This is a genomic window from Umezawaea tangerina, assembly GCF_003002815.1.
GTDB lineage: Bacteria > Actinomycetota > Actinomycetes > Mycobacteriales > Pseudonocardiaceae > Umezawaea > Umezawaea tangerina.
The window spans coordinates 39,208-63,952 of record NZ_PVTF01000013.1 but is presented as its reverse complement, the minus strand read 5'-3'; the positions used below and the strand labels follow the sequence as shown (position 1 = coordinate 63,952).

At 72.7% G+C, this 24,745-nt stretch carries 26 protein-coding genes; 13 read left to right on the top strand and 13 right to left on the bottom strand.

From position 1 onward, the window contains the following. The first annotated feature begins 4 nt into the window (after window positions 1-4). From CLV43_RS49710 to CLV43_RS35895, 5 genes are all read left to right on the top strand, one after another. On the top strand, window positions 5-1,417 hold the full coding sequence (locus tag CLV43_RS49710) for a glycosyl hydrolase (protein WP_106193152.1): 1,413 nt from the start codon (window positions 5-7) through the stop codon (window positions 1,415-1,417). 433 nt (window positions 1,418-1,850) lie between these two features. Continuing rightward, window positions 1,851-2,378, top strand: a complete 528-nt coding sequence (locus CLV43_RS50205) for a hypothetical protein (RefSeq protein WP_106193150.1) — start codon at window positions 1,851-1,853, stop codon at window positions 2,376-2,378. Beyond that, window positions 2,375-3,625 (top strand): sensor histidine kinase, encoded by a 1,251-nt coding sequence (locus CLV43_RS35905; protein ID WP_106193149.1) that lies wholly within the window; start codon window positions 2,375-2,377, stop codon window positions 3,623-3,625. Before CLV43_RS50205 ends, CLV43_RS35905 begins: the two co-directional genes overlap by 4 nt. Further along, complete coding sequence (locus CLV43_RS35900; RefSeq protein WP_106193147.1) at window positions 3,622-4,281, top strand: response regulator; 660 nt, start codon at window positions 3,622-3,624, stop codon at window positions 4,279-4,281. The genes CLV43_RS35905 and CLV43_RS35900 overlap by 4 nt, the downstream gene beginning before the upstream one ends. Window positions 4,282-4,322: 41 nt before the next feature. After that, window positions 4,323-5,228, top strand: coding sequence for a trypsin-like serine peptidase (locus CLV43_RS35895; RefSeq protein WP_245887216.1), 906 nt, complete (start codon window positions 4,323-4,325; stop codon window positions 5,226-5,228). Between the two features lie 4 nt (window positions 5,229-5,232). Here the strand turns inward: CLV43_RS35895 and CLV43_RS35890 are convergent, their stop codons facing one another. Further along, complete coding sequence (locus CLV43_RS35890; protein WP_106193146.1) at window positions 5,233-5,688, bottom strand: winged helix-turn-helix transcriptional regulator; 456 nt, start codon at window positions 5,686-5,688, stop codon at window positions 5,233-5,235. A gap of 92 nt (window positions 5,689-5,780) precedes the next feature. Between CLV43_RS35890 and CLV43_RS35885 the strand changes: the two genes are divergently transcribed. Beyond that, window positions 5,781-6,581 (top strand): SDR family oxidoreductase, encoded by an 801-nt coding sequence (locus CLV43_RS35885; protein ID WP_106193144.1) that lies wholly within the window; start codon window positions 5,781-5,783, stop codon window positions 6,579-6,581. On the opposite strand, the gene CLV43_RS35880 is transcribed toward CLV43_RS35885, so the two are convergent. Then, on the bottom strand, window positions 6,582-6,998 hold the full coding sequence (locus CLV43_RS35880; protein WP_106193142.1) for a GNAT family acetyltransferase: 417 nt from the start codon (window positions 6,996-6,998) through the stop codon (window positions 6,582-6,584). A 56-nt stretch (window positions 6,999-7,054) separates the two neighbouring features. Between CLV43_RS35880 and CLV43_RS35875 the strand changes: the two genes are divergently transcribed. Further along, on the top strand, window positions 7,055-8,008 hold the full coding sequence (locus CLV43_RS35875) for an ArsR/SmtB family transcription factor (protein ID WP_106193141.1): 954 nt from the start codon (window positions 7,055-7,057) through the stop codon (window positions 8,006-8,008). Window positions 8,009-8,012: 4 nt separating this feature from the next. Here CLV43_RS35875 and CLV43_RS35870 read toward each other — a convergent pair whose 3' ends face one another. Further along, a complete protein-coding gene (locus CLV43_RS35870) occupies window positions 8,013-9,128 on the bottom strand; it encodes a M20 family metallopeptidase (RefSeq protein ID WP_106193139.1) in 1,116 nt (371 codons plus the stop codon). Window positions 9,129-9,199: 71 nt separating this feature from the next. Between CLV43_RS35870 and CLV43_RS35865 the strand changes: the two genes are divergently transcribed. After that, window positions 9,200-10,159, top strand: a complete 960-nt coding sequence (locus tag CLV43_RS35865) for a GlxA family transcriptional regulator (RefSeq protein ID WP_106193137.1) — start codon at window positions 9,200-9,202, stop codon at window positions 10,157-10,159. Window positions 10,160-10,168: 9 nt separating this feature from the next. On the opposite strand, the gene CLV43_RS35860 is transcribed toward CLV43_RS35865, so the two are convergent. Genes CLV43_RS35860 through CLV43_RS35845 form a run of 4 tightly spaced genes read right to left on the bottom strand, consistent with a single transcriptional unit; the run spans window position 10,169 to window position 13,346 of the window. Further along, window positions 10,169-10,882 (bottom strand): DJ-1/PfpI family protein, encoded by a 714-nt coding sequence (locus CLV43_RS35860; protein WP_106193136.1) that lies wholly within the window; start codon window positions 10,880-10,882, stop codon window positions 10,169-10,171. Window positions 10,883-10,888: 6 nt separating this feature from the next. Continuing rightward, entirely contained in the window at window positions 10,889-11,431 is a 543-nt protein-coding gene (locus tag CLV43_RS35855; RefSeq protein ID WP_106193134.1) for a YbhB/YbcL family Raf kinase inhibitor-like protein, read from the bottom strand. Further along, window positions 11,428-13,011 (bottom strand): solute symporter family protein, encoded by a 1,584-nt coding sequence (locus tag CLV43_RS35850; RefSeq protein WP_106193133.1) that lies wholly within the window; start codon window positions 13,009-13,011, stop codon window positions 11,428-11,430. Before CLV43_RS35850 ends, CLV43_RS35855 begins: the two co-directional genes overlap by 4 nt. Then, window positions 13,008-13,346 carry a DUF485 domain-containing protein gene (locus tag CLV43_RS35845; protein ID WP_106193131.1) on the bottom strand — a complete coding sequence of 113 codons (339 nt, stop codon included), beginning with the start codon at window positions 13,344-13,346 and terminating at the stop codon, window positions 13,008-13,010. The genes CLV43_RS35850 and CLV43_RS35845 overlap by 4 nt, the downstream gene beginning before the upstream one ends. A 161-nt stretch (window positions 13,347-13,507) precedes the next feature. Here CLV43_RS35845 and CLV43_RS35840 point away from each other — a divergent pair, with 161 nt between their 5' ends. Then, a complete protein-coding gene (locus CLV43_RS35840) occupies window positions 13,508-14,062 on the top strand; it encodes a TetR/AcrR family transcriptional regulator (protein WP_106193130.1) in 555 nt (184 codons plus the stop codon). Between the two features lie 82 nt (window positions 14,063-14,144). Here CLV43_RS35840 and CLV43_RS35835 read toward each other — a convergent pair whose 3' ends face one another. Then, on the bottom strand, window positions 14,145-14,849 hold the full coding sequence (locus CLV43_RS35835; RefSeq protein WP_106193128.1) for an alpha/beta fold hydrolase: 705 nt from the start codon (window positions 14,847-14,849) through the stop codon (window positions 14,145-14,147). A gap of 31 nt (window positions 14,850-14,880) precedes the next feature. Beyond that, entirely contained in the window at window positions 14,881-15,708 is an 828-nt protein-coding gene (locus tag CLV43_RS35830; protein WP_106193126.1) for an alpha/beta fold hydrolase, read from the bottom strand. A 325-nt stretch (window positions 15,709-16,033) separates the two neighbouring features. On the opposite strand from CLV43_RS35830, the gene CLV43_RS35825 reads away from it, so the two are divergent. Next, entirely contained in the window at window positions 16,034-16,501 is a 468-nt protein-coding gene (locus CLV43_RS35825; protein ID WP_106193125.1) for an SRPBCC domain-containing protein, read from the top strand. 69 nt (window positions 16,502-16,570) lie between these two features. Here the strand turns inward: CLV43_RS35825 and CLV43_RS35820 are convergent, their stop codons facing one another. Then, window positions 16,571-17,587: an NAD(P)-dependent alcohol dehydrogenase gene (locus tag CLV43_RS35820; RefSeq protein ID WP_106193123.1), complete on the bottom strand. Its 1,017-nt coding sequence runs from the start codon at window positions 17,585-17,587 to the stop codon at window positions 16,571-16,573. A gap of 107 nt (window positions 17,588-17,694) precedes the next feature. Between CLV43_RS35820 and CLV43_RS35815 the strand changes: the two genes are divergently transcribed. The 3 genes from CLV43_RS35815 (at window position 17,695) to CLV43_RS35805 (ending at window position 20,229) form a co-directional block, all read left to right on the top strand. Then, window positions 17,695-18,273 (top strand): TetR/AcrR family transcriptional regulator, encoded by a 579-nt coding sequence (locus tag CLV43_RS35815; RefSeq protein WP_106193121.1) that lies wholly within the window; start codon window positions 17,695-17,697, stop codon window positions 18,271-18,273. A gap of 91 nt (window positions 18,274-18,364) precedes the next feature. Further along, window positions 18,365-19,594: a sensor histidine kinase gene (locus CLV43_RS35810; protein WP_245887215.1), complete on the top strand. Its 1,230-nt coding sequence runs from the start codon at window positions 18,365-18,367 to the stop codon at window positions 19,592-19,594. Beyond that, entirely contained in the window at window positions 19,582-20,229 is a 648-nt protein-coding gene (locus CLV43_RS35805; protein ID WP_106193119.1) for a response regulator, read from the top strand. Before CLV43_RS35810 ends, CLV43_RS35805 begins: the two co-directional genes overlap by 13 nt. Window positions 20,230-20,280: 51 nt before the next feature. Here the strand turns inward: CLV43_RS35805 and CLV43_RS35800 are convergent, their stop codons facing one another. From CLV43_RS35800 to CLV43_RS35790, 3 genes are read right to left on the bottom strand one after another with little or no spacing between them, the layout of a single operon-like run. Continuing rightward, window positions 20,281-21,504 carry a serine hydrolase domain-containing protein gene (locus CLV43_RS35800; protein ID WP_106193118.1) on the bottom strand — a complete coding sequence of 408 codons (1,224 nt, stop codon included), beginning with the start codon at window positions 21,502-21,504 and terminating at the stop codon, window positions 20,281-20,283. After that, window positions 21,474-23,132 carry a carboxylesterase family protein gene (locus CLV43_RS35795; RefSeq protein WP_106193116.1) on the bottom strand — a complete coding sequence of 553 codons (1,659 nt, stop codon included), beginning with the start codon at window positions 23,130-23,132 and terminating at the stop codon, window positions 21,474-21,476. The genes CLV43_RS35800 and CLV43_RS35795 overlap by 31 nt, the downstream gene beginning before the upstream one ends. 16 nt (window positions 23,133-23,148) lie before the next feature. Then, window positions 23,149-24,651: an AMP-binding protein gene (locus CLV43_RS35790; protein ID WP_106193114.1), complete on the bottom strand. Its 1,503-nt coding sequence runs from the start codon at window positions 24,649-24,651 to the stop codon at window positions 23,149-23,151. Window positions 24,652-24,745 lie beyond the last annotated feature (94 nt).

Here is a 24,745-nt window from a genome sequence, read left to right as displayed (position 1 = left end):
TACCATGCGACACGCGCGCAAGCGCTGGGCGGCCGTCCTCGCCCTGCTCCTCGCCACCACGCCCACCACCTCCACCGCCTCGACCCCGACCGACGTCCACACCTCCGCCACCGTCGCCGACGTCGTCGGCTACCTCAACGGCATCAGCAGCAGGAACACGCTGTCCGGCCAGCAGGACGGCCCCAGCTCGGCCCCGTGGACGTGGCAGAACAAGGTCCACGACATCACCGGCGAGTACCCCGGCCTGTGGGGCGGCGACTTCGCCTTCGAGCAGAACGACATCAACGCCCGCGCCACCGTCGTCGCCCAGGCCAAGTCCGTCTGGGCCACGGGCTCCCTCCCCGCCCTCATGTGGCACTCCTGCCCGCCCACCGTAGCCACCACGTGCCACTGGGACTGGGGCGACGGCGCCATCCGCAGCACCCTGTCCGACTCCCAGTGGAACGACCTCGTCACCGACGGCTCCGGCCTCAACCGGCGCTGGAAACAACGCCTCGACGAGGCCGTGCCCTTCTTGCAGGACTTGAAGAACAACGGCATCCCCGTCCTCTGGCGCCCGATCCACGAGATGAACGAGGGCTGGTCCTGGTGGGGCGGCCGTCCCGGCGCCAACGGCAGCCGCAAGCTCTACCAGCTCACCCACGACTACCTCACCGACGTCAAGGGCCTCGACAACCTCGTCTGGGTGTGGAACGTCAAGGACATCGCGGGCGGCGCCTCCCACCTGTCCGACTACTGGCCGGGCTCCTCCTACGTCGACGTCGCCACCCTCGACGCCTGGTCCAACCAGCAACCGACCACCGAGTACTACAACGCCATGGTCACCGTGTCCGCGGGCAAACCCATCGCCCTCGCCGAGGTCGGCACCGTCCCCACCCCGCAAACCCTGGCCGCACAACCGAAGTGGACCTACTTCAGCGTCTGGATCAACTGGCTCACCGACCCCGCCTGGAACAACGACGACGCCGTCAAACGCACCTACTACGACCCCAGGACCCTCAACCGCGGCGAAGTCCACCTCCCCGGCACCCCCACCACCAGGACCGGCCAGATCACCGGCATCGACGGCAAATGCCTCGACGTCACCGCCTCCAACACCACCAACGGCACCCCCATCCAGCTCTACGACTGCAACGCCGGCACCGCCCAACACTGGACAATCGGCCCCGACAACACCCTCCGCGCCCTGGGTAAATGCCTCGACGTCACCAACGCCGGCACCACCAACGGCACCCCGATCCAGCTCTACGACTGCAACAACACCAACGCCCAGAAGTGGACCACCACCTCCAACCACCTCATCAACACCGGCTCCGGCCGCTGCCTCGACGCCGTCGGCAAAGCCTCCACCAACGGCACCCGACTCCAAATCTGGGACTGCACAGGCAACCCCAACCAAACCTGGACCCTCCCCTAACAACAACCACAAGCCGGAAGCGAAAACCAACGCCCCAACGATGCTGAAAGCGAGCAACCTCCCCGGCAACGCTGGAAGCAACAAGCCGCCCTACCCAACGACGCTGGAAGCGAGCGGTGCTCGTCCGCTCGTGCGGTCGGCTTGACTTGGGGATTTTGGGCTTAAAATCGGTCGGCGGGCAGGCTCTACCACCTGCCCTTTTTCGCCCGACGAAGCCCAAAAAAGGGGCCCCAAGTCAAGCCGACCGCACCCAGGTCCGCTGTAGCGACACCCCCGTAGTCCGTGGCACCGAAACCGGGCGAGACAACACCGCCATCCCATACCGCGCCACACCCCCTCCCCCTCAAGAACTACCCACCCAATCCCCACTACGACGGACGCGCCCCCACCCCTCCCCCCAATACCGTGACTGCTCCCACCCCAAGGAGCAGCCATGCCCCCCACAACCCACCCACCCAAAACCCCCTTCCACACAACAAGAACCATCGCCCTCACCCTCCTCACCCTCTTCCTAGCCCTCAACATCCACGAACTGGGCCACACCGCCGCCGCCTGGCTCGCCGGCGACCACCACGCCTCCTACGAACTCCACTGCGCCCCAGCCGGTTTCGGCTGCAACCACTTCTCCCCCACCGGCATGAGCACCGCCGCGAAGCTCGCCGTCACCTGCGGCGGTGTCCTAGTCACCCAGGTCATCACCTGGTCCCTGTACTTCCTCCGCAAGCGCACCGGCAAGAGCTGGCTCACCCCGCTCACCGCCGTCTTCGCCGTGGACCCGCTCCTCCAGTTCACCCAGGCCGCTCTCACCCCGCTCCCCGAGCACGACCTCACCAAAGTGGACTTCACCGCGGCGGCCACCCTCCTGGGCTGGTCGCAGCCGTTCTCCCTCGCCGTCTTCGTCGTGTGCGGCCTCGCCTACGCCGCCGTCTGGGTGCGCTTGGGCTACCGTGCCCGGTCGTGACCACCGGACCGGGCTGGGTGCGGCCCTCGCCGACCGAACGGGAGGCGCGCTGGGACGTCGCCACCGGTGTCCTGTTGGCCGTCGGCGTGGTCCTGAGCACCGCGCTCTCCCGCGACGCGGGCATCGACCCCGGATCGCTGCGCCCCGGCCAGGTCGAGGAGGTCGGGTGGGCGCTGGCGGTCGCGCTGCCGCTGTGCCTGCGCCGCCGCTTCCCCCTCAGTTCACTCGTCGTCTGCGCGGTCGCGTTCATCGGCCTGCAGCTCCGGTACGTGGGTGACGCCACGATGACGTCGGTCTGCCTGTTCGCCGCCGTCTACACGGCGGGTGCCTGGGGACGCGACCGGCGCCGGGCGACAGTGGTGCGCGCGGTGGTCGTGGCGGCGCTGGCCGTCTGCCTCGGGTACGTCCTGACCACGGACACGTGGGCGGCGCTCAACGGGCTGGACGCGAACCGCCCCGCGGGTGTCCTCCCGCCGCTGGCCGCGTTCGCGGTCTACACCGTCGCGACCAACGCCCTGTTCCTGTCGGCCGCCTGGGTCTTCGGCGACGCCGCGTGGGTGCGGACCCGCCAACGGGCCGAGCTGGCCGAGCGCAACCGGGAGCTGCGGGTGGAGCGGGACGAGAACGCGCGCAACGCGGTGGTCGCCGAGCGGTTCCGCATCGCCCGCGAGCTGCACGACGTGGTCGCCCACCACGTGAGCGTGATGGGTGTGCAGGCGGGTGCCGCCCGGCTGACGCTCACCCGCGACCCGGACGGCGTGGGGCGGGTGCTGTCGTCGATCGAGGCGGCGGGGCGGGACGCGATCGAGGAGATGCACCGCCTGCTGGGCGTGCTGCGCGACAGCGGACAGCCCGAGGTGACCGCGCCCGCGCCGGGGGTGGAGCGGCTCGCCGCGCTGGTGGCCCAGCCGCGCGGGGACCTCGCGACCACCTGCGCGGTGGTCGGCGAGCCGCGCGAGCTGCCCCGGTCGTTGTCGATCTCGCTGTACCGGATCGCGCAGGAGGCGTTGACCAACACGGTGAAGCACGCGAACGCGACGAGGGCGGACGTGGTGGTGGAGTACGGCACCAGGGCGGTCGAGCTGGTCGTCACCGACGACGGGCGCGGCCCCACCGACCGGGACGGGACACGCGAGGGCTTGGGCCACAAGGGGATGCGCGAACGGGTGGCACTGCACGACGGCACGCTCACCACGGGCCCGGACGGCCGCGGCTACGCGGTCCGAGCGAGGTTCCCGCTGCCATGACCAGGATCCTGCTGGCCGACGACCACGAGCTCATCCGGGGCGGCATCCGGATGATCCTGCAGAGCCAGGCCGACTTCGAGGTCGTCGGCGAGGCCGCCGACGGGGACCGGGCCGTCGACCTGGCCCGGTCGCTGCGCCCCGACCTGGTGCTGATGGACGTGCAGATGCCGGGGCTCGACGGGCTGGAGGCGACCCGGCGGGTCGTGGCCGCGGGCGACTGCGCGGTCCTCGTCCTGACCACGTTCAACCGCGACGACTACCTGTTCCAGGCCCTCCAGGCGGGGGCGAGCGGGTTCCTGCTGAAGAACGCCTCCCCGGAGGACCTGATCGGCGCCGTCCGGGTGGTCGCGCGCGGCGACGCGCTGCTCGCGCCGGAGCTGACCCGGCGCCTGTTCGACCAGTTCACCTCCCGGCCCGCCGCGTCGCAGCGGCCCGACCTGCTCGACCACCTGACCGAACGGGAGGCGCAGATCCTGCGCCTGGTGGCGGGCGGGGCGAGCAACGCCGAGATCGCGGCCGGGCTGCACGTCGGCGAGGCGACCGTGAAGACCCACGTGTCGCGGGTGCTGGGCAAGCTCGGGCTGCGCGACCGCGTGCAGGCCGTCGTGTACGCCTACGAGACCGGTGTGGTGGTGCCTGGCGACAACACGCCCTGACCCGCGACAACCCCGGTGGCGACCGGCGCGTCCACCGGGGTATGACCTCGATCATCACCCGCTCCGCCGCCACCCTCTCGCTGCTCACCGTCGCACTGGCGGTGAGCAGCGCACCGGTCGACGCGGCCGGTGCCGACGTGGTGACCGGGGTGAGCGCGGCCGACCGGGCCGCCGCCTTGTCCTACTGGACGCCCGAGCGGATGGCGGCCCTGGGCTCCGAGGGCCACCTCGCTCCCGCCGAGACCATCGGGAAGGTCTGGGACGCCCCGGTCCCCCCTGGCGTGGGGCGGTTGTTCCTCACCCTGGTGCCCGGCGGCGACGCGTCCTGCACGGCGACCGTCGTGCCCAGCTCCAGCAAGGACGTCGCCCTCACCGCGGGCCACTGCGTCAACGGGGGCCTCGACCGGCGGGACAACCCGATCAAGGTCACCAACGTCGTGTTCGTCCCCGGCTACCACGACGGGGAACGGCCGCACGGCGTGTTCCCGGTCCGCGCGTTCGCCTGGCCCGACACCTACCACGGCCCCACCAGCGCACTGGACGACGACGCGGTGATCGCCGTGGACCCGGTCGACGGCGGTCACGTCGCCGAAGTGGCGGGGACGCAGGACATCTCGTTCGAGGCACCGCCGTCGCCGGTGGGCACGACCCTCCTCGGCTACCCGGTGTCGCGCCTGGCCCGCGGCGAGGCCCTGGTGTCCTGCGTCCTGCCCGCCACCCTGAGGACCAACTCGGTGTACTCGTCGTGGCGGTCGGACTGCGACATGGCTGGCGGTTCGAGCGGCGGCCCGTGGCTGCGCGACCTCGACCCGGCCACCGGTCGGGGCACCGTCTTCTCCGTGACGAGCATGGGGACCGTCAACGGCGACGGCGTGACCGAGAACCTCAGCGGCGCGGCGTTCACCGACGCGGTGCGCGACCTCTACCAGCGCGCGGGCGACCTCTGAGCGGTCAGGTCGCGGACTCGCGGTCGTGCCGTTCCTGCGCGGCGAGGACGGCACCGCCGTTGTCCGCGATCCAGCCGAAGAGGTGACCCAGCGGGACCGAGATGCCGTGGCCCAGCTCGGTCAGGCCGTAGCTGACCTGCGGCGGGGTGGCTGGCTCCACGGTGCGCTCGACGAGCCCGTCGCGGACCAGGGTCCGCAGCTTCTGCGACAGCACCTTCTCGCTGATGCCGCCGATCTTGTCCCGCACCTCGAAGAACCGCAGTGGTGCGGGCTGCAGCGCGGAGAGGATCAGCGGCGTCCACCGGCTGGCGACGTGGTCGACGACCACCCGTGCCGGGCAGTCGGTGCTGAAGAAGTCGCTCGGCAGCCCCGGCACGATCGGACGGCCGGGGCAGTCGCTGTGGAACACGTCACTCAACGGCCCCTGGGCACCGCCGGGGATCTGGAAACCTTCCGCCATGCCCAGAGCTTACCTCGAGGTAGGTGCTTACCTCAGGTAAGCCTGCTGGTTAGCGTTGTTCCTCGCCAGGTCGACAGCACGGGAGGAACAGCATGGGAATCGCACTCGTCAGCGGGGCCGGTCGCGGGATCGGTGCCGCCACCGCGCGGGAGCTGGGTCTGCGCGGGCACCACGTGGTCGTCAACTACGTGCGCGACGCGGCCGCCGCGGCGTCCGTCGTCGCCGACATCCAGGCCGCGGGCGGCAGTGCCGAGACGGGGAGGGCGGACGTCTGCGACGAGACCGCCGTCGCCGCGCTCGTCGACGCGGTGGTCGCCGAGCACGGGCGGATCGACGTGCTGGTGTGCAACGCCAACACGGTGGACCCGCCCTTCGAGGCGCTGCCCGCGCTGCCGTGGGGGACGTTCATCGCGAAGGTCGTCGGCGAGCTGTCCGGCGCGTACTTCCTGACGCAGCGGGTGGTCGAGGTGATGAAGGCGCAGCGGGCGGGCCGGGTCGTGCACATCTCCAGCACCGCGGCGGACCACGTCGGCAGCATCGCGGCGCACTCGGTGGCCAAGGCGGCGCTCAACACCTACAGCAGGCACGTCGCCGCGGACGCCGGGCTGGTGGGCGTGTCGGTCAACACCGTGGCGCTCGGCCCCGTGACCACCGACGCCACCTCGCGGGTGTTCACCGACGGGATCCTGCGGCACGTGGGCGAGCGGTCGGTGACCGGGCGGCCGCTGCGGCCGGAGGACGTCGCCCGCGTGATCGCCGCGGTGACCGACGAGGGCTTCGCCGTCACGACCGGCCAGGTCATCCGCGTCGACGCCGGGCTGGACCTGCTCGACCAGCAGCTGACCGGCATGGGCGGCGGGTCCCGTGCGGACGACCTGGTCGTCGGCGCGTAGTCAGCCGTCCTCGACCAGGCGCTTGCCGAGGTCCACCGCCTCGTAGCGCGTGTAGCCGAGGTGCTCGTACAGGGAGATCACGCCGGGGTTGTCCGGGCGGACCTGCAGCTGGACCTTGGGGCACCCCAAGGCCGCGAGAGCCGCCTCGGCCCGTTCGACGAGCGCCCGGCCCAGCCCGGTCCCCCGCAGGTCGGCGGCCACGGCGAGGTAGTGGATCCAGCCGCGGTGACCGTCGTAGCCCGCCATCACGGTGCCGACGACGCGGTCGTCGTGGACGGCGACGGAGAACAGCTCGGGCTGCGTCGTCGTCTTGCGCCGGATGTCGGCCACCGGGTCGTTCCAGGGACGGGTCACCCCGGCCTCGGTCCACAGCGCCACGACGGCGTCGGTGTCGGTCTCCTCGAACGGTCTGATCACCTGCCCGTTGTCCCACCACCGAGGGCATCAGGCCAATGGATGTAGCGTATGGCTTGATGATCCGGTACGTGCTCGAGTCCGCCGACGTCTCCGCCGTCCGGTTCGGCATCTCCCCGCTGGGCGAGGTCGGCCTCGGGCTGCGGGCGTTGCGCGTCCCGGACGCCCTTCCGCTGCAACGGCCGTGGCTCGACCGGATCGCCCCCGTCCGGCCGTTCCTGGACACCGAGGTGCTGCTCGCCCTGGTGGACGACCGGCGGCGGGTAGCGGACTTCCTCACCCCTCGACCCGCTTCCGCGCTCACCGACCTCGCCCAGGAGGTCGCCGGGCTGGAGCGGCTCACCCCCGATCGGCTCCGCCGTGACCTCACGCGGGTCCACGGCGGGGTCCCGGAGGTGTTCCTCGGTCCCCACGACGAGGTCGTCGGCCGTCTCCGGCAGGCCCTCCTCACGGCCTGGGAGCTGTGCTTCGCGCCGTACTGGCCGCGGATGCGGGCGGTGTTGGAGGCCGACGTCGCGCACCGGGCCAGGCTCGCGGCGCGGGGTGGTGTCGGAGCGGTGCTGGGCGGCCTGTCGCGCGCGGTCGCGTTCGACGGTCGCCACCTGGACGTGCGGCTGTCGACCCCCGTACCCCGGCTCAGGCCGGTGCGCGGGGAAGGCGTGACGCTGGTGCCGTCGATGTTCGTGGAACGGGCGTCGGTCCCGCTCGACGACCGGCGGCCGCCGACGGTCGTGTACCCGGCACGGGGCCAGGGTGCCATGTGGTCCACGGCGGACCGGCCCGACGCGGGCGCGGTGCGCGACCTGCTCGGCGCCACCAGGGCCTCGCTCCTGGTGGCGCTGCGCGAACCCGCGTCGTCGACCGAGCTGGCGCTCAGGCTCGGGGTCACCACCTCGGCGGTCAACCAGCACCTGCGGGTCCTCGAACGCGGCGGCCTGCTCACCCGCGCCCGCTACGGGCGCAGCGTCCTCTACTACCCCAGCGACCTCGGCCAGGCACTGGTCGGACGGTGAGGCGTCACAGTCCGCACCAGTCGCGGCAGAGGCGTTCCAGGACGGCCACCGACTCCGCCAGCCGGGTGATCGAGCACCACTCGTCGGTGACGTGCGCCTGGGACGGTTCACCCGGACCGCAGATCACCGTGGGGACACCGCCGAAGGCGGGGGTGAGCACCGAGGCGTCGGTGAAGAACGTCATCGTGACCGGCTCCCCCGTCGGCACACCGGTGATGTCGGCGACCGCGTCCGCGACGGAGGCCGCCCACTCCTGGTGCGGGTCCGTCCACACCGGAGGGAGGTCGACCAGCGGCGCCAGGGCCACCGACGGTCCGGCGCACGCCGCGAGGTCCGCCAGGACGGTGGTGTGGTCCTGGCCCGCGACGGTGCGGACGTCCACGGTGGCCTCGGCGAGGTCGGGCACCGAGTTGGTGTTGAGGCCCGCGTGGAAGGTGGCCACGTTGATCGTCGGCGCCCCCATGACCGGGTGCGGGTCGCCGGGGAACCGGTAGTCGGTCAGGCGCGTGGTCGCGGCGGCGAGCTTCGTGATCGCGTTGTCGCCCAGGTGCGGCATCGACCCGTGCGCGGTGACGCCGGTGGCGCGGGCGGTGAGCCACAGCGCGCCCTTGTGACCGTGGGCCACGGCGTTCGCGGTCGGCTCGGTGATCACCAGCGGTCCGCTGGGCCTGCCGGTCAGCCGCACGGCGGCGCCGACCGCACCGGCCGAGCCGGTCTCCTCGGCGGCCGTCAGCACGAGGCGGAGGCCGGACCGGCGCGGACGGCCGGTGGCGGCGGCGATCGCGGCGAGCACGATGGCGGCCACCCCGCCCTTCATGTCGCTCGTGCCGCGCCCGTGCAGCCGGTCGCCGTCGGGCTCGGCGCGCAGCGGGTCGAACGACCACGGCGCCGCGCCGAGCGGCACCGTGTCGAGGTGGCCGGACAGGCACAGCGGTGGCACGTCCAGGTCGGTGCGCCACTCGGCGACGAGCGTCGACCGGCCCGAGTCCAGGCGCACGACGTCGAGCGCGAACCCGGCGTCCTGCAGTCTCGGGGCGAGCACGGCGATCGCGTCGTCCTCCGCCCGCCCCGCGGTGTCGAGGGCGACGAGCTCACGGGTCAGGCCAAGGACGTCGGTCATGGTCACCATCCTCCGGTACGCACCTGTGCGGAACCAGTGGCACGACTGACACCCGGTGATACATTCCCGCCATGCACCGGGTGGTGGTCCTCGTCCTCGAAGGCGTCGTGCTGCTCGACTTCGGTGCGGCGGCCCAGTTCTTCGGCCACCGCCACCGCGATCCCGAGCCCCAGCACTACGAGTTCCGGGTGTGCTCGCCCGACGGCCTGCCGGTCACCTCCGGCTGCGGCGTCCCGATCGGCGCGCACGGCGGGCTGGAGCTGCTCGACGAGGCCGACACGGTGATCGTCCCCGGCTACGAGCTGATCGCCGACCCGCTGCCCGACGGTGCCGCGGTCGCGCTCAACCGGGCGGCGGCCGGGGGTGCGCGGATGGTGTCGATCTGCACCGGCGCGTTCGCCCTCGGGCACAGCGGGCTGCTCGACGGCCACAAGGCGACGACGCACTGGGCGGTCACCGACCAGCTCCAGCGCCTCTTCCCCGCCGTCGGGGTGGTGGACAACGTGCTCTACGTGGCCGACGGGCAGGTGCTGACCTCCGGCGGGGTCGCCGCGGGCATCGACCTGTGCCTGCACATCGTGCGCGAGGACTTCGGCGCCGACGTGGCGACCAAGGTGGCCCGCCGGACCCTGGTGGCGCCGCACCGCTCCGGTGACCAGGCCCAGTTCGTCGAGCACGCCACGCCCGCGGCGACCTCCGTGGACATGGCGGCGCTGCTGAACTGGCTGGACGAACGGCTCGACCAGCCGCTCAGCGTGGCCGACATGGCCGAGCACATCGGGTACAGCACCCGCTCGTTCGGCCGCCACTTCCAGGCCCAGGTCGGGACGTCGCCGTGGAAGTGGGTCGCGAAGCGGCGGGTCGTGCGGGCGCAGCAGCTGCTGGAGACCACCGACCTGACGGTCGAGCAGATCGCGCAGCGGTGCGGCTTCGAGTCCACAGTGGCCTTCCGGCGCCGGTTCCGCGAGCTCGTGCACCTGGCGCCCACGGACTACCGCCGCGCGTTCCGCGGCACGGCCGCGCGGCGGTAGCACCGGGTCTCAGGCCACCGGGACCTCGACGCCGAGGCGTTCGGCGACCTTGCGCGCGGTCTTCTCCCGCCGCGCGGTGATGTCCTCGACGGTGCGGCGGGCCCGGTCCAGCACCGCGGCGGGCGCGGTGCGCGGGGTGCCGCTGTCGAACGGCGGCTCGGGCGCGTACTGCATGGCGAGCTGGATCCCCTGCGCCACCTCGACTCCGCGCAGCTCGGCGGCGAGCCGCAGCGCGCCGTCGATGCCCGCGGTCACTCCTCCGGCGAACACCCAGCTCCCGTCGACCACGACCCTTTCGTCGACCGGGATGGCGCCGAAGTAGGGCAGCAGGTGGAAGGCGGACCAGTGGGTCGTGGCCCGCCGCCCCACGAGCAGACCCGCGGCGCCGCAGAGCAGCGCTCCGGTGCAGACGGAGAACACGGAGGTCGCGCCGCCCGCCTGCGCGCGGATCCAGTCGAGCACCTCCTCGTCCTCCATCAGGGCCTCCTGCCCGAACCCGCCGGGCACGTGCAGCACGTCGAGCCGGGGCGCGTCGGCCAGCACGGCGTCGGCGGTCAGCCGGAGCCCGTGGATGTCCCGGACGGGCTCCGTGGTCCTCGCGTAGACCTGGTAGGTGGAGTTCGGGATCTGGGACAGGACCTCGAACGGACCGGTGAGGTCGATCTGGTCCAGGCCCTCGAACAGCAGCGACCCGATCCGGAGGTGGGTGTCGTGCGGGATCATCTGACCTCACTTCTCACTGGTGGTGGCGGGGTTGGCGTGGACGGGCGCGACGACCGCCCTGGCCAGGGTGTGGAACGCGAGCGCGAAGCCGATCGCGGCCGGGCTCGTGGCGGCGTCGACACCGAGCGAGTCGACGTCGACGGCGTGGACGACGAAGAAGTAGCGGTGCGCGCCGTCACCCGGTGGTGGCGCGGCACCGCCGTACCCGGAGGTGCCGAAGTCGTTGCGGGCGTGGAAGGCACCGGGTGGCAGGGGCTCGTCCGCCGCTCCCGTGGGCAGCTCGGTGGTCGTGACGGGCAGGTCGACGAGCAGCCAGTGCCAGAACCCGGACGGGGTCGGGGCGTCCGGGTCGAAGCAGGTCACGACGAAGCCGCGCGTCGCCTCCGGGAAACCGCGCCAGCTCAGCTGCGGCGAGGCGTTGCCGCCGTCCAGCGTGTGCGACGGGTCCATCGGCTCGCCGTGCGCGACGTCCTTCGAGGTGACCTCGAAGGAGCCCACGGCGGGCAGCAGCTCGTACGGGTCGGGGGCCGTCGGGCGGTCGAGGGTCATGCGGGTTCTCCTGTCGCTTTCTCCGCGCCCGCGCCGGTCAGGGCGCGGACCTCCATCTCGGCGTACTTGGCCTGGTCGGCGGGCTCGGCGGACAGCACCGTGCCGAGGTAGCCGAGCAGGAACGACAACGGGATCGATATCAGGCCGGGGTTCGACAGCGGGAACCAGGCGAAGTCCGCGGCCGGGAGGATCGACGTCCTGGTGCCGGACACCACCGGCGAGAACACGATGAGCACCAGCGTGGTGCCCAGTCCGCCGTAGACGCTCCACAGGGCGCCCGCGGTGGTGAACCGCCTCCAGAACAACGAGAACAGGATCGTGGGAAGGTTCGCCGACGCGGCGACCGCGAAGGCCAGCGCCACCAGGAAGGCGACGTTCTGACCGTTGGTCGCGATCCCGCCCGCGATCGAGACGAGGCCGATCAGCACGGCCGCCCAGCGCGCGACCTTCACCTGCGACGCCGCGGCGGCGGGCGAGTTCTTCTTGATCACGTTGAGGTACACGTCGTGCGCGAACGACGCCGACGCGGTGATGGTCAGCCCGGCGACGACCGCGAGGATCGTCGCGAACGCCACGGCCGCGATGAGGCCGAGCAGCAGCGGGCCGCCCAGTTCCAGTGCCAGCAGCGGGACGGCGGAGTTGACCTTGCCCGGTGCCGAGGTGATCCGGTCGGCGCCGACCAGCGCCGCCGCGCCGTAGCCGAGGACAGCGGTCATCAGCAGGAAGCCACCGATGAGGCCGATCGCCCACAGCACCGACCGCCGGGCCTCCTTCGCGCTGGGCACGGTGTAGAACCGCATGAGCACGTGCGGCAGGCCCGCGGTGCCGAGCACCAGGGTGAGCCCCAGCGACAGGACGTCCACTCTGGACAGAGCGGTCGCGCCGTACTGCTTGCCGGGCGCGAGCATGGCGTCACCGCCGCGGTCGGCCACGGCGCCGAGCAGCGCCGAGAAGTCGAAGCCGTGGCGCGCCAGCACCCACACGCTCATGACGAACGCGCCCGCGATCAGCGTCACGGCCTTGATGATCTGCACCCAGGTCGTGCCCTTCATGCCGCCGACCAGCACGTAGACGATCATCAGGACGCCGACGACCGAGACCACGAGGGCCTGGCCGACCCCGCCCGTCACGCCGAGCAGCAGGGCGACGAGCCCGCCCGCGCCGTTCATCTGCGCGAGCAGGTAGAAGAAGGTGACCGCCAGGGTGGAGATCGCGGCCGCGGTGCGCACCGGTCCCTGCCTCATCCGGAAGCTCAGCACGTCGGCCATCGTGAAGCGGCCGGTGTTGCGCAGCAGCTCCGCGACGAGCAGCAGCGCGACCAGCCACGCCACCAGGAAGCCGATGGAGTACAGGAAGCCGTCGTACCCGTACACGGCGACCGCGCCGGTGATGCCGAGGAACGCCGCGGCCGACAGGTAGTCGCCCGCGATCGCGATCCCGTTCTGCCTGCCGGTGAACGAGCGGCCCGCGGTGAAGAAGTCCGTCGCCGTGCCCAGGCCCCGGCTCACCCGGAACACCACCACCAGCGTGATCACGACGAACACGGCGAAGATCCCGATGTTCAGCAGCGGACTACTCACGGCTCGCCCCTCTCCACGGCGGCGCGGATCCGCGCGGCGAGCGGGTCGAGCCTGGTGGTGGCGTAGCGGGAGTAGAGCGCCGCGATGAGGAACGTGGAGGCGAACTGGAGCAGGCCGAGCAGCAGCCCGGTGGTGATGTTGCCGACCAGCTTGACGGCCATGAACCCGTGCGCGTAGTCGGCGAGCAGCACGTAGAGCAGGTACCAGGCGAGGAAGATCCCCGCCACGGGGAAGGCGAACCGCCGCTGGGCGCGGCGCAGCTCGACGAAGTCGGGTCGCGTGTGGACCGCGGCCCAGTCGGCGGCGGTGGTCGTGGTGGGTGCGGCGTGGTCCACGTGACCCTCCAAACGGGGGGTGGGGATCGGATCGGGAGGTGTTGGGGGATGACTGTGGTCGTGGCGGCCGACGAACGGCAGTGGCCGGAGCGACACATGGTGATACTTTTCCGCCGGCCTGCCGCTTCCGCGACAGAACGTTGGTTCTCTACACTCGGGGGATGACGAGCGCGCTGAGCCCCCGCGACCGGCTGCTCGAGACGGCGAGCAGGCTGTTCTACGCCGAGGGCATCCACACCGTGCCCGTCGACCGGCTCGTGACCGAGGCCGACGTCACCAGGGCGACGTTCTACCGCCACTTCCCCTCCAAAGAAGACCTCGTGGTGGCCTACCTGCGGGCCGTCGACGAGGAGCTGCGGGGCCTGGTGAAGGCCGCGGTCGACGGCGGGTCCGTGGCGGACGCCGCCGTCGCGGTGCTGGACCTGGCGGGCGAGGCCACCCGCGGCGCGGGCTTCCGCGGCTGCCACTTCATCAACGCGGCGGCCGAGTACCCGGACCCCCGGCACCCGGTGCGCACCGCCGTGGACGACCACCGCAGGTGGTTCCACGACGTGCTCGTCGAACTGGCCACGCACGCGGGCCACCCGGAGCCCGGCTACGCCGCGGCGGTGCTGGTGCTGCTGCACGACGGGGCGTTGCAGGGCGGTGACCTGGACAACGCGGCGGCGGTGCGGGCGACGCTGCGGCGGGCGGTGCGGGACTTCCTGGGGTCGTGACGCGGTGTCGCCCCGCCGGGGAGACCTCGGCGGGGCGACACCTGGCGCGGGACTACCGGACTTGGGGCTAACGGACGCGGAGCTACCGGACGTGGGCGAGGGCGTCGGCGACCAGGTCGACGACGGCGTCCGGGTGGGCGACCGGCACGGCGTGCGACGAGTCGACCTCGACGGTCTTCGAGCCCGCCCGCTGGGCCATGAACCGCAGCACGGCCGGGGGCAGCGAGAAGTCCCGCGTGGCCACCAGCGCCCAGGACGGCACGGTCTTCCACGAGGCAGGCCCACGCAGCGGCTCGCCGAGCGCGGAGGGGTCGATCGGCCGTTGGGAGGCGGCCATCGCGGCGGCGACGGCCTCCGGGACGTCGCCGGCGTACACCTCGCGGAAGTCCTCCTGCTTCAGGTACAGCTCGTCACCACCGGGGTAGGGCACGACGACGGTGGTGTCCGGCCCGAGCTTGGCGCCCTCGAACAGGCCGTTGAGCGCGCCCGCGGTCTCGCCGTCGTCGGGCTGGAACGCCGCGACGAACACCAGGCCGCACACCTGGGGCGAGGCGAACGCGGTGTCCGAGACGACCGCGCCCCCGTAGGAGTGGCCGACCAGGACGACCGGTCCGTCGATCGACCGCAGGACGCTCTCGAGGTAGGCCACGTCGGAGGCCAGGCCGCGCAACGGGAGCGAGGGGGCGACCACGTGGTGGCCCGCCCGCTGGAGCCCGACCACGACGTCCCGCCAGACGGAGGAGCCGGTCAACGCGCCGTGGACGAGGACGACGGTGGGGTTGGACATGGGGATCTCCTTGCTGGAAGCAACGTTCGTTCTAGTAGGCGGTGCCGCGGATGGCGTCCAGGAGCAGCCCCGTGACCTCGGCCGGGTGCGAGACGGGGGCGGCGTGCGAGGACGCGACCTCGGTGGTGCGGGAGTGCGCCCGCGCGGTCATGAAGCGCTGGGTGGCGACCGGCAGCGAGTTGTCCTTGGTGGCGACCAGCGCCCACGACGGGGTGTCGCGCCACGCGGGCCTGCCCTGCAACGGCTCCCCCAGCGCGGCGGTCTCGACCGGACGCTGGGTGGCGGCCATCAGGGCCGCCGTCGACGGGGACAGGTCGCCCGCGTACACGTCGCGGAAGTCCTGCTGCCTCAGGTAGAGCTCGCTGCCGCCGGGGTGCTCCAGCACGACGGTGGTGTCCGGGCCGAGCCTGCTGCCGGGGAACCGGGCGTTCAGCTCCCCCGCGGTCTCCCCCGTGTCCGGCTGGAACGCGGTGACGTACACGAGCGCCCGCACCCTCGGGTCGCCCTCCGCTGCCCGGGTGATGACCGCGCCCGCGTAGGAGTGCCCGGCGAGCACGATCGGCCCGGACACCGTCTTCAGGAAGGCCGCGAGGTACGCGGAGTCCGAGGCGAGACCGCGCAGCGGCATCGCCGGGGCGAGCACCGCGTACCCCTTGCGCTGCAGGGCTTCCACCTCGTGGCGCCACACCGACGCGTCGGTCAGCGCACCGTGGACGAGGATCACGGTCGGCCGCGCGCGCTGCGCGGTCGTCGCCGGTGCGGCGCCCGCGCCCACCGCGCCCGTCAACAGGGTGACGACGACCGCCGTCGCGGCGACCAGCGCGCGGGAACGCGAGCCGGGACGGCTCTTCTTGCTCATGGCGAACTACTCCTCGGAGGCGAAGTGGAGGGTAAACGAGTCAGAACGTTCGTTCTTGCAAGAACGTACATTCTTCCTCTCGGGGCGGTCAACGACAGACAGACGCTCTGCACCCGTGCCAGCACCTCTGGAGGAGATATCTGCGCAGCTCAACCAAGCTCTCAAAGGAATTCGAGATTTTTGAGGTCGCCAAGCCACGCCCGAAATGGGCCATTTTCTTGGCGGGAATCGATCGCTTGACGGCGCGAAGAGACCTGGTAAGCAGAATGGTTGTTCTCTACGGAGACACGTCTCGATACCGCAGCTGGCCGGCTACCCTGGTGCCATGCCGAGAACCGATACGGGAACCAGGGTCGTCGCCGCCCCGCTCGATCGCGTCTACGCCGCGCTCGTCGACCCGGTGGCGCTCGCGGCCTGGTTGCCGCCCGAGGGGATGACCGGCAGGTTCGACCGGTTCGACGCGCGGCCCGGCGGGTCCTACCGGCTGGTCCTGACCTACACCGACGCGTCGACCACGGCGGGCAAGGCCGCGCCCGGCTCCGACGTCGTCGAGGCCCGGTTCGTCGACATCGTCCCCGGTGCGCACGTGGTGCAGGCGGTCGACTTCGTCTCCGACGACCCGTCCTACGCCGGGACGATGACCATGACCTGGGCGGTGACGGCCGTCGAAGCCGGCACCCGCGTCGAGATCCGCGCCGACGACGTCCCCGACGGCATCTCCGCGGAGGACCACGCCGTCGGGTTGGCGTCGTCGTTGGCGAACCTCGACGCGTACGTGCGCGGGGAGTCCTGAAAGGCCTGTCGTCACAGCGGAAGGACGAGGGTCGCCGCGGGACCGCAACCCGCTACGACAAGTCCCGGCTCACAGCTCCAGGACCGCGCGGTAGCGGGCCGTGCCCTGCCGGACGCGGTCGAGCGCCTGCTCGACGTCGGCGATCGGGTAGGTCTCGATCTCCGGGCGGATGCCGTGCCGGGCCGCGAAGTCGAGCATCTGGCGGGTCTGGACCGGTGACCCGACGATGCCGCCGACGATGGCCTTCTCCGCGGGCAGCAGGTTCATGACGCCCGCGGAGATCGCGTTTTCCGGCACGCCGACGACGCAGAGCTTCCCCTGCGGCCGGAGGAGGTCGAGGTAGGCGTCCCACGGCAGGTCACCGGTGGCGGTCGACAGCACGAAGTCGAACGAGCCCGCGGCGGCGGCCAGGGCGCCCTCCTCGCCCGCGGCGATGAAGTCCGTCGCGCCGAGCCCGCGGGCGTCGGCCTCCTTGGCCCGCGTCCGGGAGATCGCGGTGACGGCGCACCCCCACTTCGCGAGGAACTGGACGGCCAGGTGGCCCAAGCCGCCGACGCCGACGACCGCGACCCGGTCGACCGGGCGCACCCCGTGGGTCAGCAGCGGCGTGAACACCGTGGTGCCCGCGCAGAACAGGGGCGCGGCGTCGGCGCTGGACAGGGCGTCCGGGATGGGGTGGACGTGGCGCCAGTCGGTCGCCCGGATGTGGCTGGCGAACCCGCCGCCGAGGCCGCGGAAGATGACGTCGTCCCTGCGGGGGCACAGGTTCTGCCGTCCGCTCAGGCACCACTCGCAGGCGAAGCAGGACCCCGCGGTGGCGCCGACACCGACCCGCAGCCCGATCGGCAGCAGCTCCCGGTCGACCGCGTCCCCCGTCGCCTCCACGACCCCGACGGCCTCGTGGCCCGCGACGACGGGGAACTTGGCGAAGCCCCACTCGTCGTCGATGGCGCCGATGTCGGTGTGGCAGACCCCGCAGTGCGTCACGCGGACGTCCACCTCGTTCGGCCCCAACGGACCCGGTTCGTACTCGTGGGGGCGCAGGCGCGCCCCGGCGCTGTCGGCCACGTACGCGTGGACCTTCACGGCGAATCCCTCCGATTGATGAAACAAACTAGTTTGTTGCTTACTCGACCCACGGTAGCCACACTCGGTCGACCGGTCAAACGAACTAGTTGGTTTACACTCGGGCCGTGAAGGACGGACAAGCCACCCGACGCCGACTGCTCGACGCGGCCACCCAGGAGTTCGCCGCGCACGGCATCGCGGGCGCGCGGGTCGACCGCATCTCGGCCAACGCCAAGGCCAACAAGGCTCAGCTCTACGCCTACTTCGGCGACAAGGACGGGTTGTTCGACGCGGTGTTCCGCGAGCACGCCGACGTCATCGTCGACACGGTGCCGATGACCGCCGACGACCTCGCCGGGTACGCGGTCCGCCTCTACGACGCGTGCCTGGTCCGCCCGGAGCTGGCGCGCCTGGCCGCTTGGACGCGGCTGGAGCGGGTGCCCCTCGGCGAGCTGGTCGGCGACATGGGCGAGCAGACCGAGCGGAAGGTCTCCGCCATCGCGCAAGCCCAGCGCGACGGCCACGTGGACCCGGCGCTCGCACCCGAGGACGTGCTCGCCATGGTCCTCACGATGGCGCTCGCCTGGGGGCCGACGAGCCTGTTCTTCACGGCCGCCGAGGACGACCCGGAGACCGAGCACGACCGCCGCCGCGCGGGGCTGGCGGCGATGGTGCGCCGCGCGGTCGGCCCGGAACCGGCCTGAGCCGAGCGCCGCAATCCCGCGGGCACCACTCCCGGTGGTAGCGCCCGCGCTACCGGACGGGCGGTTCCGGCCGTGCGCCACAATCACCGCTGTGACGGTGAAGGAGCGGTTCGGCGCGGTGGAGCGGGCCGTCGGCCACCTGACCGGGAGCGGAGGCACCTCGGCCGCCGCCGCGTGCGCGGTGGTGCTGCTGCTGCCGGTGGTGGCGCTGTGCCTGGTCGGCGTCGGCCTGCCGCTGGTCCCGTTCGCCGCGGGCGTCGTGCGACCGCTGGTGGCGGTCGAACGGCGCCGGGTCGAGGCGGCACTGGCCGAGCCGGTGCCCGCGCCCTACCGCGCCGTCGAAGGACCCCTGCGGCAACGGGTCCGCACGGTGCTGGCGGACCCGGCGACCTGGCGGGACCTGGCGTGGCTGGTCCTGCACGGCGCCACCGGGCTCCTGCTCGCGCTGCTGGCGCTGGGCGTCGTCGTGAGCGCGGTCGCGCTGGTGCCGGCACCGGCCTACTGGTGGCTGGCGCCGCACGCGCTGGAGGTCTCCGGCCTGCGCGTCGACTCCTGGTCCTCCGCCGCGGTGGCGGTACCGCTCGGCCTCGCCTACGGCGCGGTCGCCTGGCACCTCCCCCTGGTCGCGCACGCGCAGGCGGTCGTGGCACGAGGGCTGCTCGCCCCCGCGGCCGGTGTGGTGCTCGGCGACCGGGTGGCCGAGCTGACCGCGTCGCGGGCCGCCGCCCTGGAGGCGCACGGCGCGGAGCTGCGCCGGATCGAACGGGACCTGCACGACGGGACGCAGGCGCGGATCGCGGCGGTGATCATGCAGCTCGGCATCGCCGAGAGCGTGCACGACGAGGACCCGGCCGCCGCGATGTCGTTGCTGCGCAAGGCGCAGGACACCGCGACCGGCGCGTTGGCCGAGCTGCGGGACGTCCTGCGCGGCATCTACCCTCCGGTGCTGTCCGACCGGGGGCTCGCGGGCGCGGTGACGGCGCTGGCCGCGCGGTGCCCGGTGCCGTGCGTGCTGGAGGTCGACGGCGTCGGCAGGCACCCGGCCGCAGTCGAGGCCGCCGCGTACTTCGTGGTCGCCGAGGCGCTGACGAACGTCACCAAGCACTCGCGGGCGGAGCACGCGACCGTCGGCCTGCGGACCCGTGCCGACACCCTGGTGATCACGGTCGGCGACGACGGCCGCGGTGGCGCGGACGAGGACGCCGGGACGGGGCTCGCGGGCATCCGCCGCCGGGCCGAGGCGTTCGACGGGTCGGTGGTGCTGGTCAGCCCGCCGGGCGGACCGACGGAACTGAGGGTGGAGCTGCCATGCGGGTCGTGATCGCCGAGGACGACGCGCTGCTGCGCGAGGGCCTGGTGCTGCTGATGACCACCAAGGGGATCGAGGTGGTCGCCGCGGTCGACAACGCCACCGACTTCCTCGCCGTCGTGGAGCACGACCGGCCGGACGTCGTCGTGGTGGACGTGCGGCTGCCGCCCTCGTTCGGCGACGAGGGGCTGCGGGCGGCGGTCGAGGCCCGGCGGATCCACCCCGGCCTGCCGGTGCTGGTGCTCTCGGCCTACGTCGAGGACAGCTACGCCACCGAGCTGCTGGCCGACGGGTCGGGCGGGGTGGGCTACCTGCTCAAGGAGCGGGTGGGCCGGGTGGAGCGGTTCCTGGAGGCGCTGCACCGGGTCGCGGCGGGCGGTACCGCGATGGACCCCGAGGTCATCTCGCAGCTCCTGGTGCGCCGCACCGCGAACAGCCCGCTCGACGCGCTGACCGCCAGGGAGCGCGAGGTGCTCGGGCTGATGGCGGAGGGGCTGAGCAACACCACGATCGGCGACCGGCTGGCGGTGAGCGACGCCGCCGTGCACAAGCACATCCGCAACATCTTCACCAAGCTCGACCTGCCCCACGACGACAACGGCGGCCACCGCCGCGTGCTCGCCGTGCTGACCTACCTCGACGGCTGACCGCTCCCGGTCGACGGCGTCCGGGTGGACGCCGTCGACCCGGCGGTCCGGTCAGGACTGGGGAACGGGCTTGTCGAACATCGCGCACACCGCCGCGGTCTCGAGCGCCTTGTTCGCCGCGTCGGCCTTCGGCTCCGTCTCGCCGTAGTAGGTCATCGTCACGACCGCCACGGAGCGGGTTCCGGTGTCGTCGGTGTAGGTCTTGCTCAGGTAGCCGGGGATGCCGCCGACGTGGCCCCACACGACACCGCAGGGCGTGGGGATCCGGGCGATGCCCAGCCCGTAGCCCGCGCCCTCCGGGGCCTCGGGGCCGATCGGGACCACCGTGCGCAGCTGCGCGAGCTGGGCCGGTGCGAGCAGTTCGCCCGACAGCAGCGCGGTCTGGAACCTGCCCCACTCCCCCGCGGTGGAGACGACGGCACCGGCGGCCCAGCCCCAGCCGGGGTCGATCCCGGACACGTCCACGTGCTCGTCGTGCTCCGGCCCGACGAACGCCAGACCTTCGGGTGCCTCGGGCGGCAGCAGCGCCTTGAGGTGCGCGGCGTCGGGCTCGTAGCCGGTGGCGTGCCTGCCGCGCCAGGTGGCGTCCGCGGCGAGGTAGGTGTGCTTGAGCCGCAGGGGCCGGACGATCCGCTGGTCCACGAGGTCGGCCAGGCACCGGCCGGTCGCCTTCTCCAGCACCATGCCGAGGGCGACGTAGTTGGTGTTGCTGTACTTCCACGTCGTCCCCGGCGCGGACGTCGGGGGCAGCGCGGTGCCGGCGGCCAGCAGCTCGCGCGACGTCCACTTCTTGGTCGACTTGCCGAACACGGAGTCGACCACCCCCTGGTCGTCGACGTAGTCGGCGAGGCCGCTGGTGTGGTTGAGGAGCATCCGCAGCGTGATCCCGGAACCGCCGGGCACGAGGCCGGGCAGCCACTTCTCCACCGGGTCGTCCAGCCCGACGCGGCCCTCGCCGACGAGCTGGAGGACCAGCGTGGCGACCACGGTCTTCGTGTTGGAGCCGACCCGGACCTCGTCGTCGGCCGCGAGCCGGTGGTCCTTCGCGGTCCACGGCGCCTGCTTGGCGATCTCGACCGGCGCACGGCCGTCGTCGTACCGCACGACCACGCCGGGGTTGCCCGCGTCCACGGCCTGCTGGGCCAACTCGGCCACCCGTGCCCTGGTGGCCTGGTCGGTCGGTCCCCTGCCGTGGTCGGCCTGGGCCGCGGGCAGGGCGGCGATCACGGCGAGCCCGGCGGCGGTCAACGCCAGGGGCAGTGTGCTCTTGCGCATGGGATCGGTCCCCTCGATGTGCTGGTGCCGACGCTCCGTCGACACCGGCAATCCTGTTCGGACACCGCCTCCCGCACGATCCCGCCTGCCACCGTTCCGCCGGTAACGCAGGCGCTACCACCGCCCCGCACAGTCCACAGTGGACCGGTCAGCGGCGCCCCAGCCACGCCTCGCGTTCGACACCGGCGGCGTCGCCGACCACCGCGGGCGTCGTGTCGTAGACCATCGTCGACCGCTTGTCGGTGTCGTAGGCGGGCCAGCCGGGATCGCCGGTGGTCGCGAAGTCCACCCACGCCGCGTGCATGGAGGTGGCCAGGTCGGCGGGCGCGCCCGCGAACAGCTCGCGGGTCGCCGGGGGGCAACTGCTCGACCAGCGCGAGGTCGTCGCGGGTGAAGGGGATCTCGACGCCGTGGAAGGACGACAGCCCCGGACGGCCCGCCGTCGACTCCCACCGGAACTCGTAGAGCCACGACGGCGCCGTGCGCGCCTCCACCAGGCGGATCGTCGGGATGCGGAAGCCCCAGTCCGACCACGCCGCCTCGGCGAGCCCGACCCGGTCGGTGAGGCCGCGCCCGGTCCGGTAGGCGTCCGCGAGGGCGCGGTCCAGGCCCACCGTGCGGCGCAGACCCCGCAGGGCCAACGCCCCGAGGACGGGGATCGCGCGCAGGGCGTCGATGAAGCCGACGGTCTCGTTGCGCACGGTGCCCGCCAGCAGGGGCACGTCGGACGCGGCGGCGGCGTCCACCGGGGACGAGGGCAGCAGTTCGGTGCCGTGCACCGCGCGGAACGGGCTCAGCAGCAGGGACCGGGCGTCGCCGCGGGCGAACCCCAGGACGAAGCGCACCATCAGCCACTGGGCCGTGGCGGCGGTGCGCTCCAACGACACCGACGCGAACCCCTCGGGCGTCGCGGGGACGCCGAGGCGACGGGCGGCCATGCGGGTCACGCGGGTGGCCTCGTCCGCGTCGACGCTGGCCATCGAGCAGCCGCTCTGCGCGACCGCCCGTGCGAACAGGCCCCGCGAGCCGGGCATGGTGAGCTGGGACATGACGCTCACCGCGCCGCCGGACTGGCCGAGGATCGTCACCCGGTCGGGGTCTCCGCCGAAGGCCGCGATGTTGCGCCGCACCCACTCCAGCGCGGCCTGCTGGTCGCGCAGACCCAGGTTGTCGTGGCCGTCGCCGAGGTGGAGGAAGCCGTCGATGCCCACCCGGTAGTTGATGCCGACGTGCACGACGCCGTCGCGAGCGAACGCGCGCCCGCTGTACCCGGCGAACGACCCGGACCCGCTCAGGTACCCGCCGCCGTGGATGTGCACCACCACCGGCAGCCCGGCGGCGCCCGGATCCGGCGTCCAGACCTCCAGGGTGAGGCAGTCCTCCCCCATCGGGGTGGCCGCGGTCGGCGCGAACAGCGGCGCCAGCGGGTCGTCCGGGGTCACGGGCTGCGGGGCGATCACGCCCGCCCTGGTCGCGTCCCGCACGCCGTCCCACTTCTCCGGGGGCCGCGGCGGCAGGAACCGGCGCGGGCCGAACGGCGGGGCGGCGTAGGGCACCGCGCGGAAGACGTGCAGACCGTCCTCGACGGCCCCGTCGAGGGTGCCGTGCTCGGTGGTCACGTGCGTCATGGGAGGTGCCTTCCGGTCAGCGTGGGGTGGTCGGGGCGCGCTCGGCGAGGACCCGGTCGCGCAGCTGCGCCCGCCGGACCTTCCCGGCGTCGTCCAGCAGGGGCTCGGTGGTGCGCTCGTAGGTGCGCGGCACCTTGTAGTGCAGGAGGCGTTCGCCGACGTGGGCGGCGAGCTCCTCGTCGGTCACCGGGGCGGAGGTCTGCACGATCGCGTGCAGGACGCTGCCGTACTCGTCGTCGGGGAGGCCCACGACGCAGCTCGACGTCACCAGCGGGTGCTCCTCCAAGGCGCTCTCGACCTCGGCCGGGTACACGTTCGAGGCGCCGATGACGACCATGTCGGCCTTGCGGTCGGCCAGGTGGAGCCAGCCGTCCCGCAGGAAGCCCAGGTCGCCGACCGTGTCGAAGTTGCGCTCGTCGCGCCGCGGGGTCGCGCCGAGGTAGAAGTACGGGCCCGCGTCGTCGGCGGAGCGGCGCATCCACAGCTCGCCGACGGTGCCGTCGGGCACGACGGCACCGTGCTCGTCGCGCACCTCGATCTCGCCGACGACCACCCGGCCGACCGATCCGGGGTGCGACAGCCAGCCGCGGCCGTCGGTGATGACGATCGCCTGCGCCTCGGTCGCGGAGTAGAACTCCAGCAGCCGGTCGGGGCCGATCCAGTCGACCCAGAACCGCCGCAGCCACTGCGGGCAGGGCGCCGCGCCGGTCGCCACGAGCTCGAGGCTGGACAGGTCGGCGGCGGCCCGGACCGGTTCGGGCAGCCGCGCGATTCGGTGCAGCTCCGTCGGCACGAGGCACACCCACTCCACCCGGTGGCGTGCGATGAGGTCGAGGGTCCGCTCGGCGTCGAACCGGGGCATGACCACGAGGTGGCCGCCGGTGACCAACGCCGCCGACGACCACAGGACCGCGGCGTTGTGGCCGAGCGGCGTGGCGATGAGGGTCGTGGACCCCGGCCGCATCCGGATGAGCGGCATCAGGGGCACCAGCGAGTCGACGACCGCGGCCTGGTCGCCCACGATGACCTTCGGGACGCCCGTGCTGCCGCCGGAGGTCGGCGCCTTCCAGTACCGCGACACGACCAGCGGCAACGGGCCGTCGTCCAGGGTGTCGCCGGGCTCGAACCCGACCGGGACCCACGGTGCGGCGGCACCCGCGTCGAGGCCGACCACGAGCGCGGGCCGCACCACGTCGAGGATCGCGGCCAGCTCGCGGGCGGGCAGGCGGGACGACACGGGCTGCGGCGTCGCGCCGAGCTTCCAGACCGCGAGCACGGCCTCGATGAACGCGCCGCCCGTCGGCAGCCCGATGGTCACGAACGAGCCCTCGCCGACGCCCAGGTCCGCGTACGCGCGGGCCAGCCGGTTGCTGCGCCGGTCGAGCTCGCCGCGGGTCAGCGAGCCCCGGTCGTCGGTGAGCGCGACGGCGTCGGGGTCGGCCTCCGCGAAGCGGCGGACCGCAGTGACGAAGGGGGTTCCGGGGGCGAAGAACTCACTGTGCCGGGTGGTGTCGGGCATCGGTCCTCCGGTCAAGGCGCCATTGCGTTGATGCCGCCAGCGTGCCGAGCCCGAGGCAAATAGTCAAGGCGTACTAGTCAGCGCGGCCTAGACA

Coding starts and splice junctions, on each gene's coding strand:
- CLV43_RS35865 (WP_106193137.1), top strand. CDS start 9,200: ATGCACCGGGTGGTGGTCCTCGTCCTCGAAGGCGTCGTGCTGCTCGAC.
- CLV43_RS35860 (WP_106193136.1), bottom strand. CDS start 10,882: ATGATCCCGCACGACACCCACCTCCGGATCGGGTCGCTGCTGTTCGAG.
- CLV43_RS35795 (WP_106193116.1), bottom strand. CDS start 23,132: ATGACGCACGTGACCACCGAGCACGGCACCCTCGACGGGGCCGTCGAG.
- CLV43_RS35790 (WP_106193114.1), bottom strand. CDS start 24,651: ATGCCCGACACCACCCGGCACAGTGAGTTCTTCGCCCCCGGAACCCCC.
- CLV43_RS50205 (WP_106193150.1), top strand. CDS start 1,851: ATGCCCCCCACAACCCACCCACCCAAAACCCCCTTCCACACAACAAGA.
- CLV43_RS35835 (WP_106193128.1), bottom strand. CDS start 14,849: ATGTCCAACCCCACCGTCGTCCTCGTCCACGGCGCGTTGACCGGCTCC.
- CLV43_RS35800 (WP_106193118.1), bottom strand. CDS start 21,504: ATGCGCAAGAGCACACTGCCCCTGGCGTTGACCGCCGCCGGGCTCGCC.
- CLV43_RS35895 (WP_245887216.1), top strand. CDS start 4,323: ATGACCTCGATCATCACCCGCTCCGCCGCCACCCTCTCGCTGCTCACC.
- CLV43_RS35830 (WP_106193126.1), bottom strand. CDS start 15,708: ATGAGCAAGAAGAGCCGTCCCGGCTCGCGTTCCCGCGCGCTGGTCGCC.
- CLV43_RS35890 (WP_106193146.1), bottom strand. CDS start 5,688: ATGGCGGAAGGTTTCCAGATCCCCGGCGGTGCCCAGGGGCCGTTGAGT.
- CLV43_RS35840 (WP_106193130.1), top strand. CDS start 13,508: ATGACGAGCGCGCTGAGCCCCCGCGACCGGCTGCTCGAGACGGCGAGC.
- CLV43_RS35885 (WP_106193144.1), top strand. CDS start 5,781: ATGGGAATCGCACTCGTCAGCGGGGCCGGTCGCGGGATCGGTGCCGCC.
- CLV43_RS35855 (WP_106193134.1), bottom strand. CDS start 11,431: ATGACCCTCGACCGCCCGACGGCCCCCGACCCGTACGAGCTGCTGCCC.
- CLV43_RS35900 (WP_106193147.1), top strand. CDS start 3,622: ATGACCAGGATCCTGCTGGCCGACGACCACGAGCTCATCCGGGGCGGC.
- CLV43_RS35870 (WP_106193139.1), bottom strand. CDS start 9,128: ATGACCGACGTCCTTGGCCTGACCCGTGAGCTCGTCGCCCTCGACACC.
- CLV43_RS35805 (WP_106193119.1), top strand. CDS start 19,582: ATGCGGGTCGTGATCGCCGAGGACGACGCGCTGCTGCGCGAGGGCCTG.
- CLV43_RS49710 (WP_106193152.1), top strand. CDS start 5: ATGCGACACGCGCGCAAGCGCTGGGCGGCCGTCCTCGCCCTGCTCCTC.
- CLV43_RS35875 (WP_106193141.1), top strand. CDS start 7,055: ATGATCCGGTACGTGCTCGAGTCCGCCGACGTCTCCGCCGTCCGGTTC.
- CLV43_RS35825 (WP_106193125.1), top strand. CDS start 16,034: ATGCCGAGAACCGATACGGGAACCAGGGTCGTCGCCGCCCCGCTCGAT.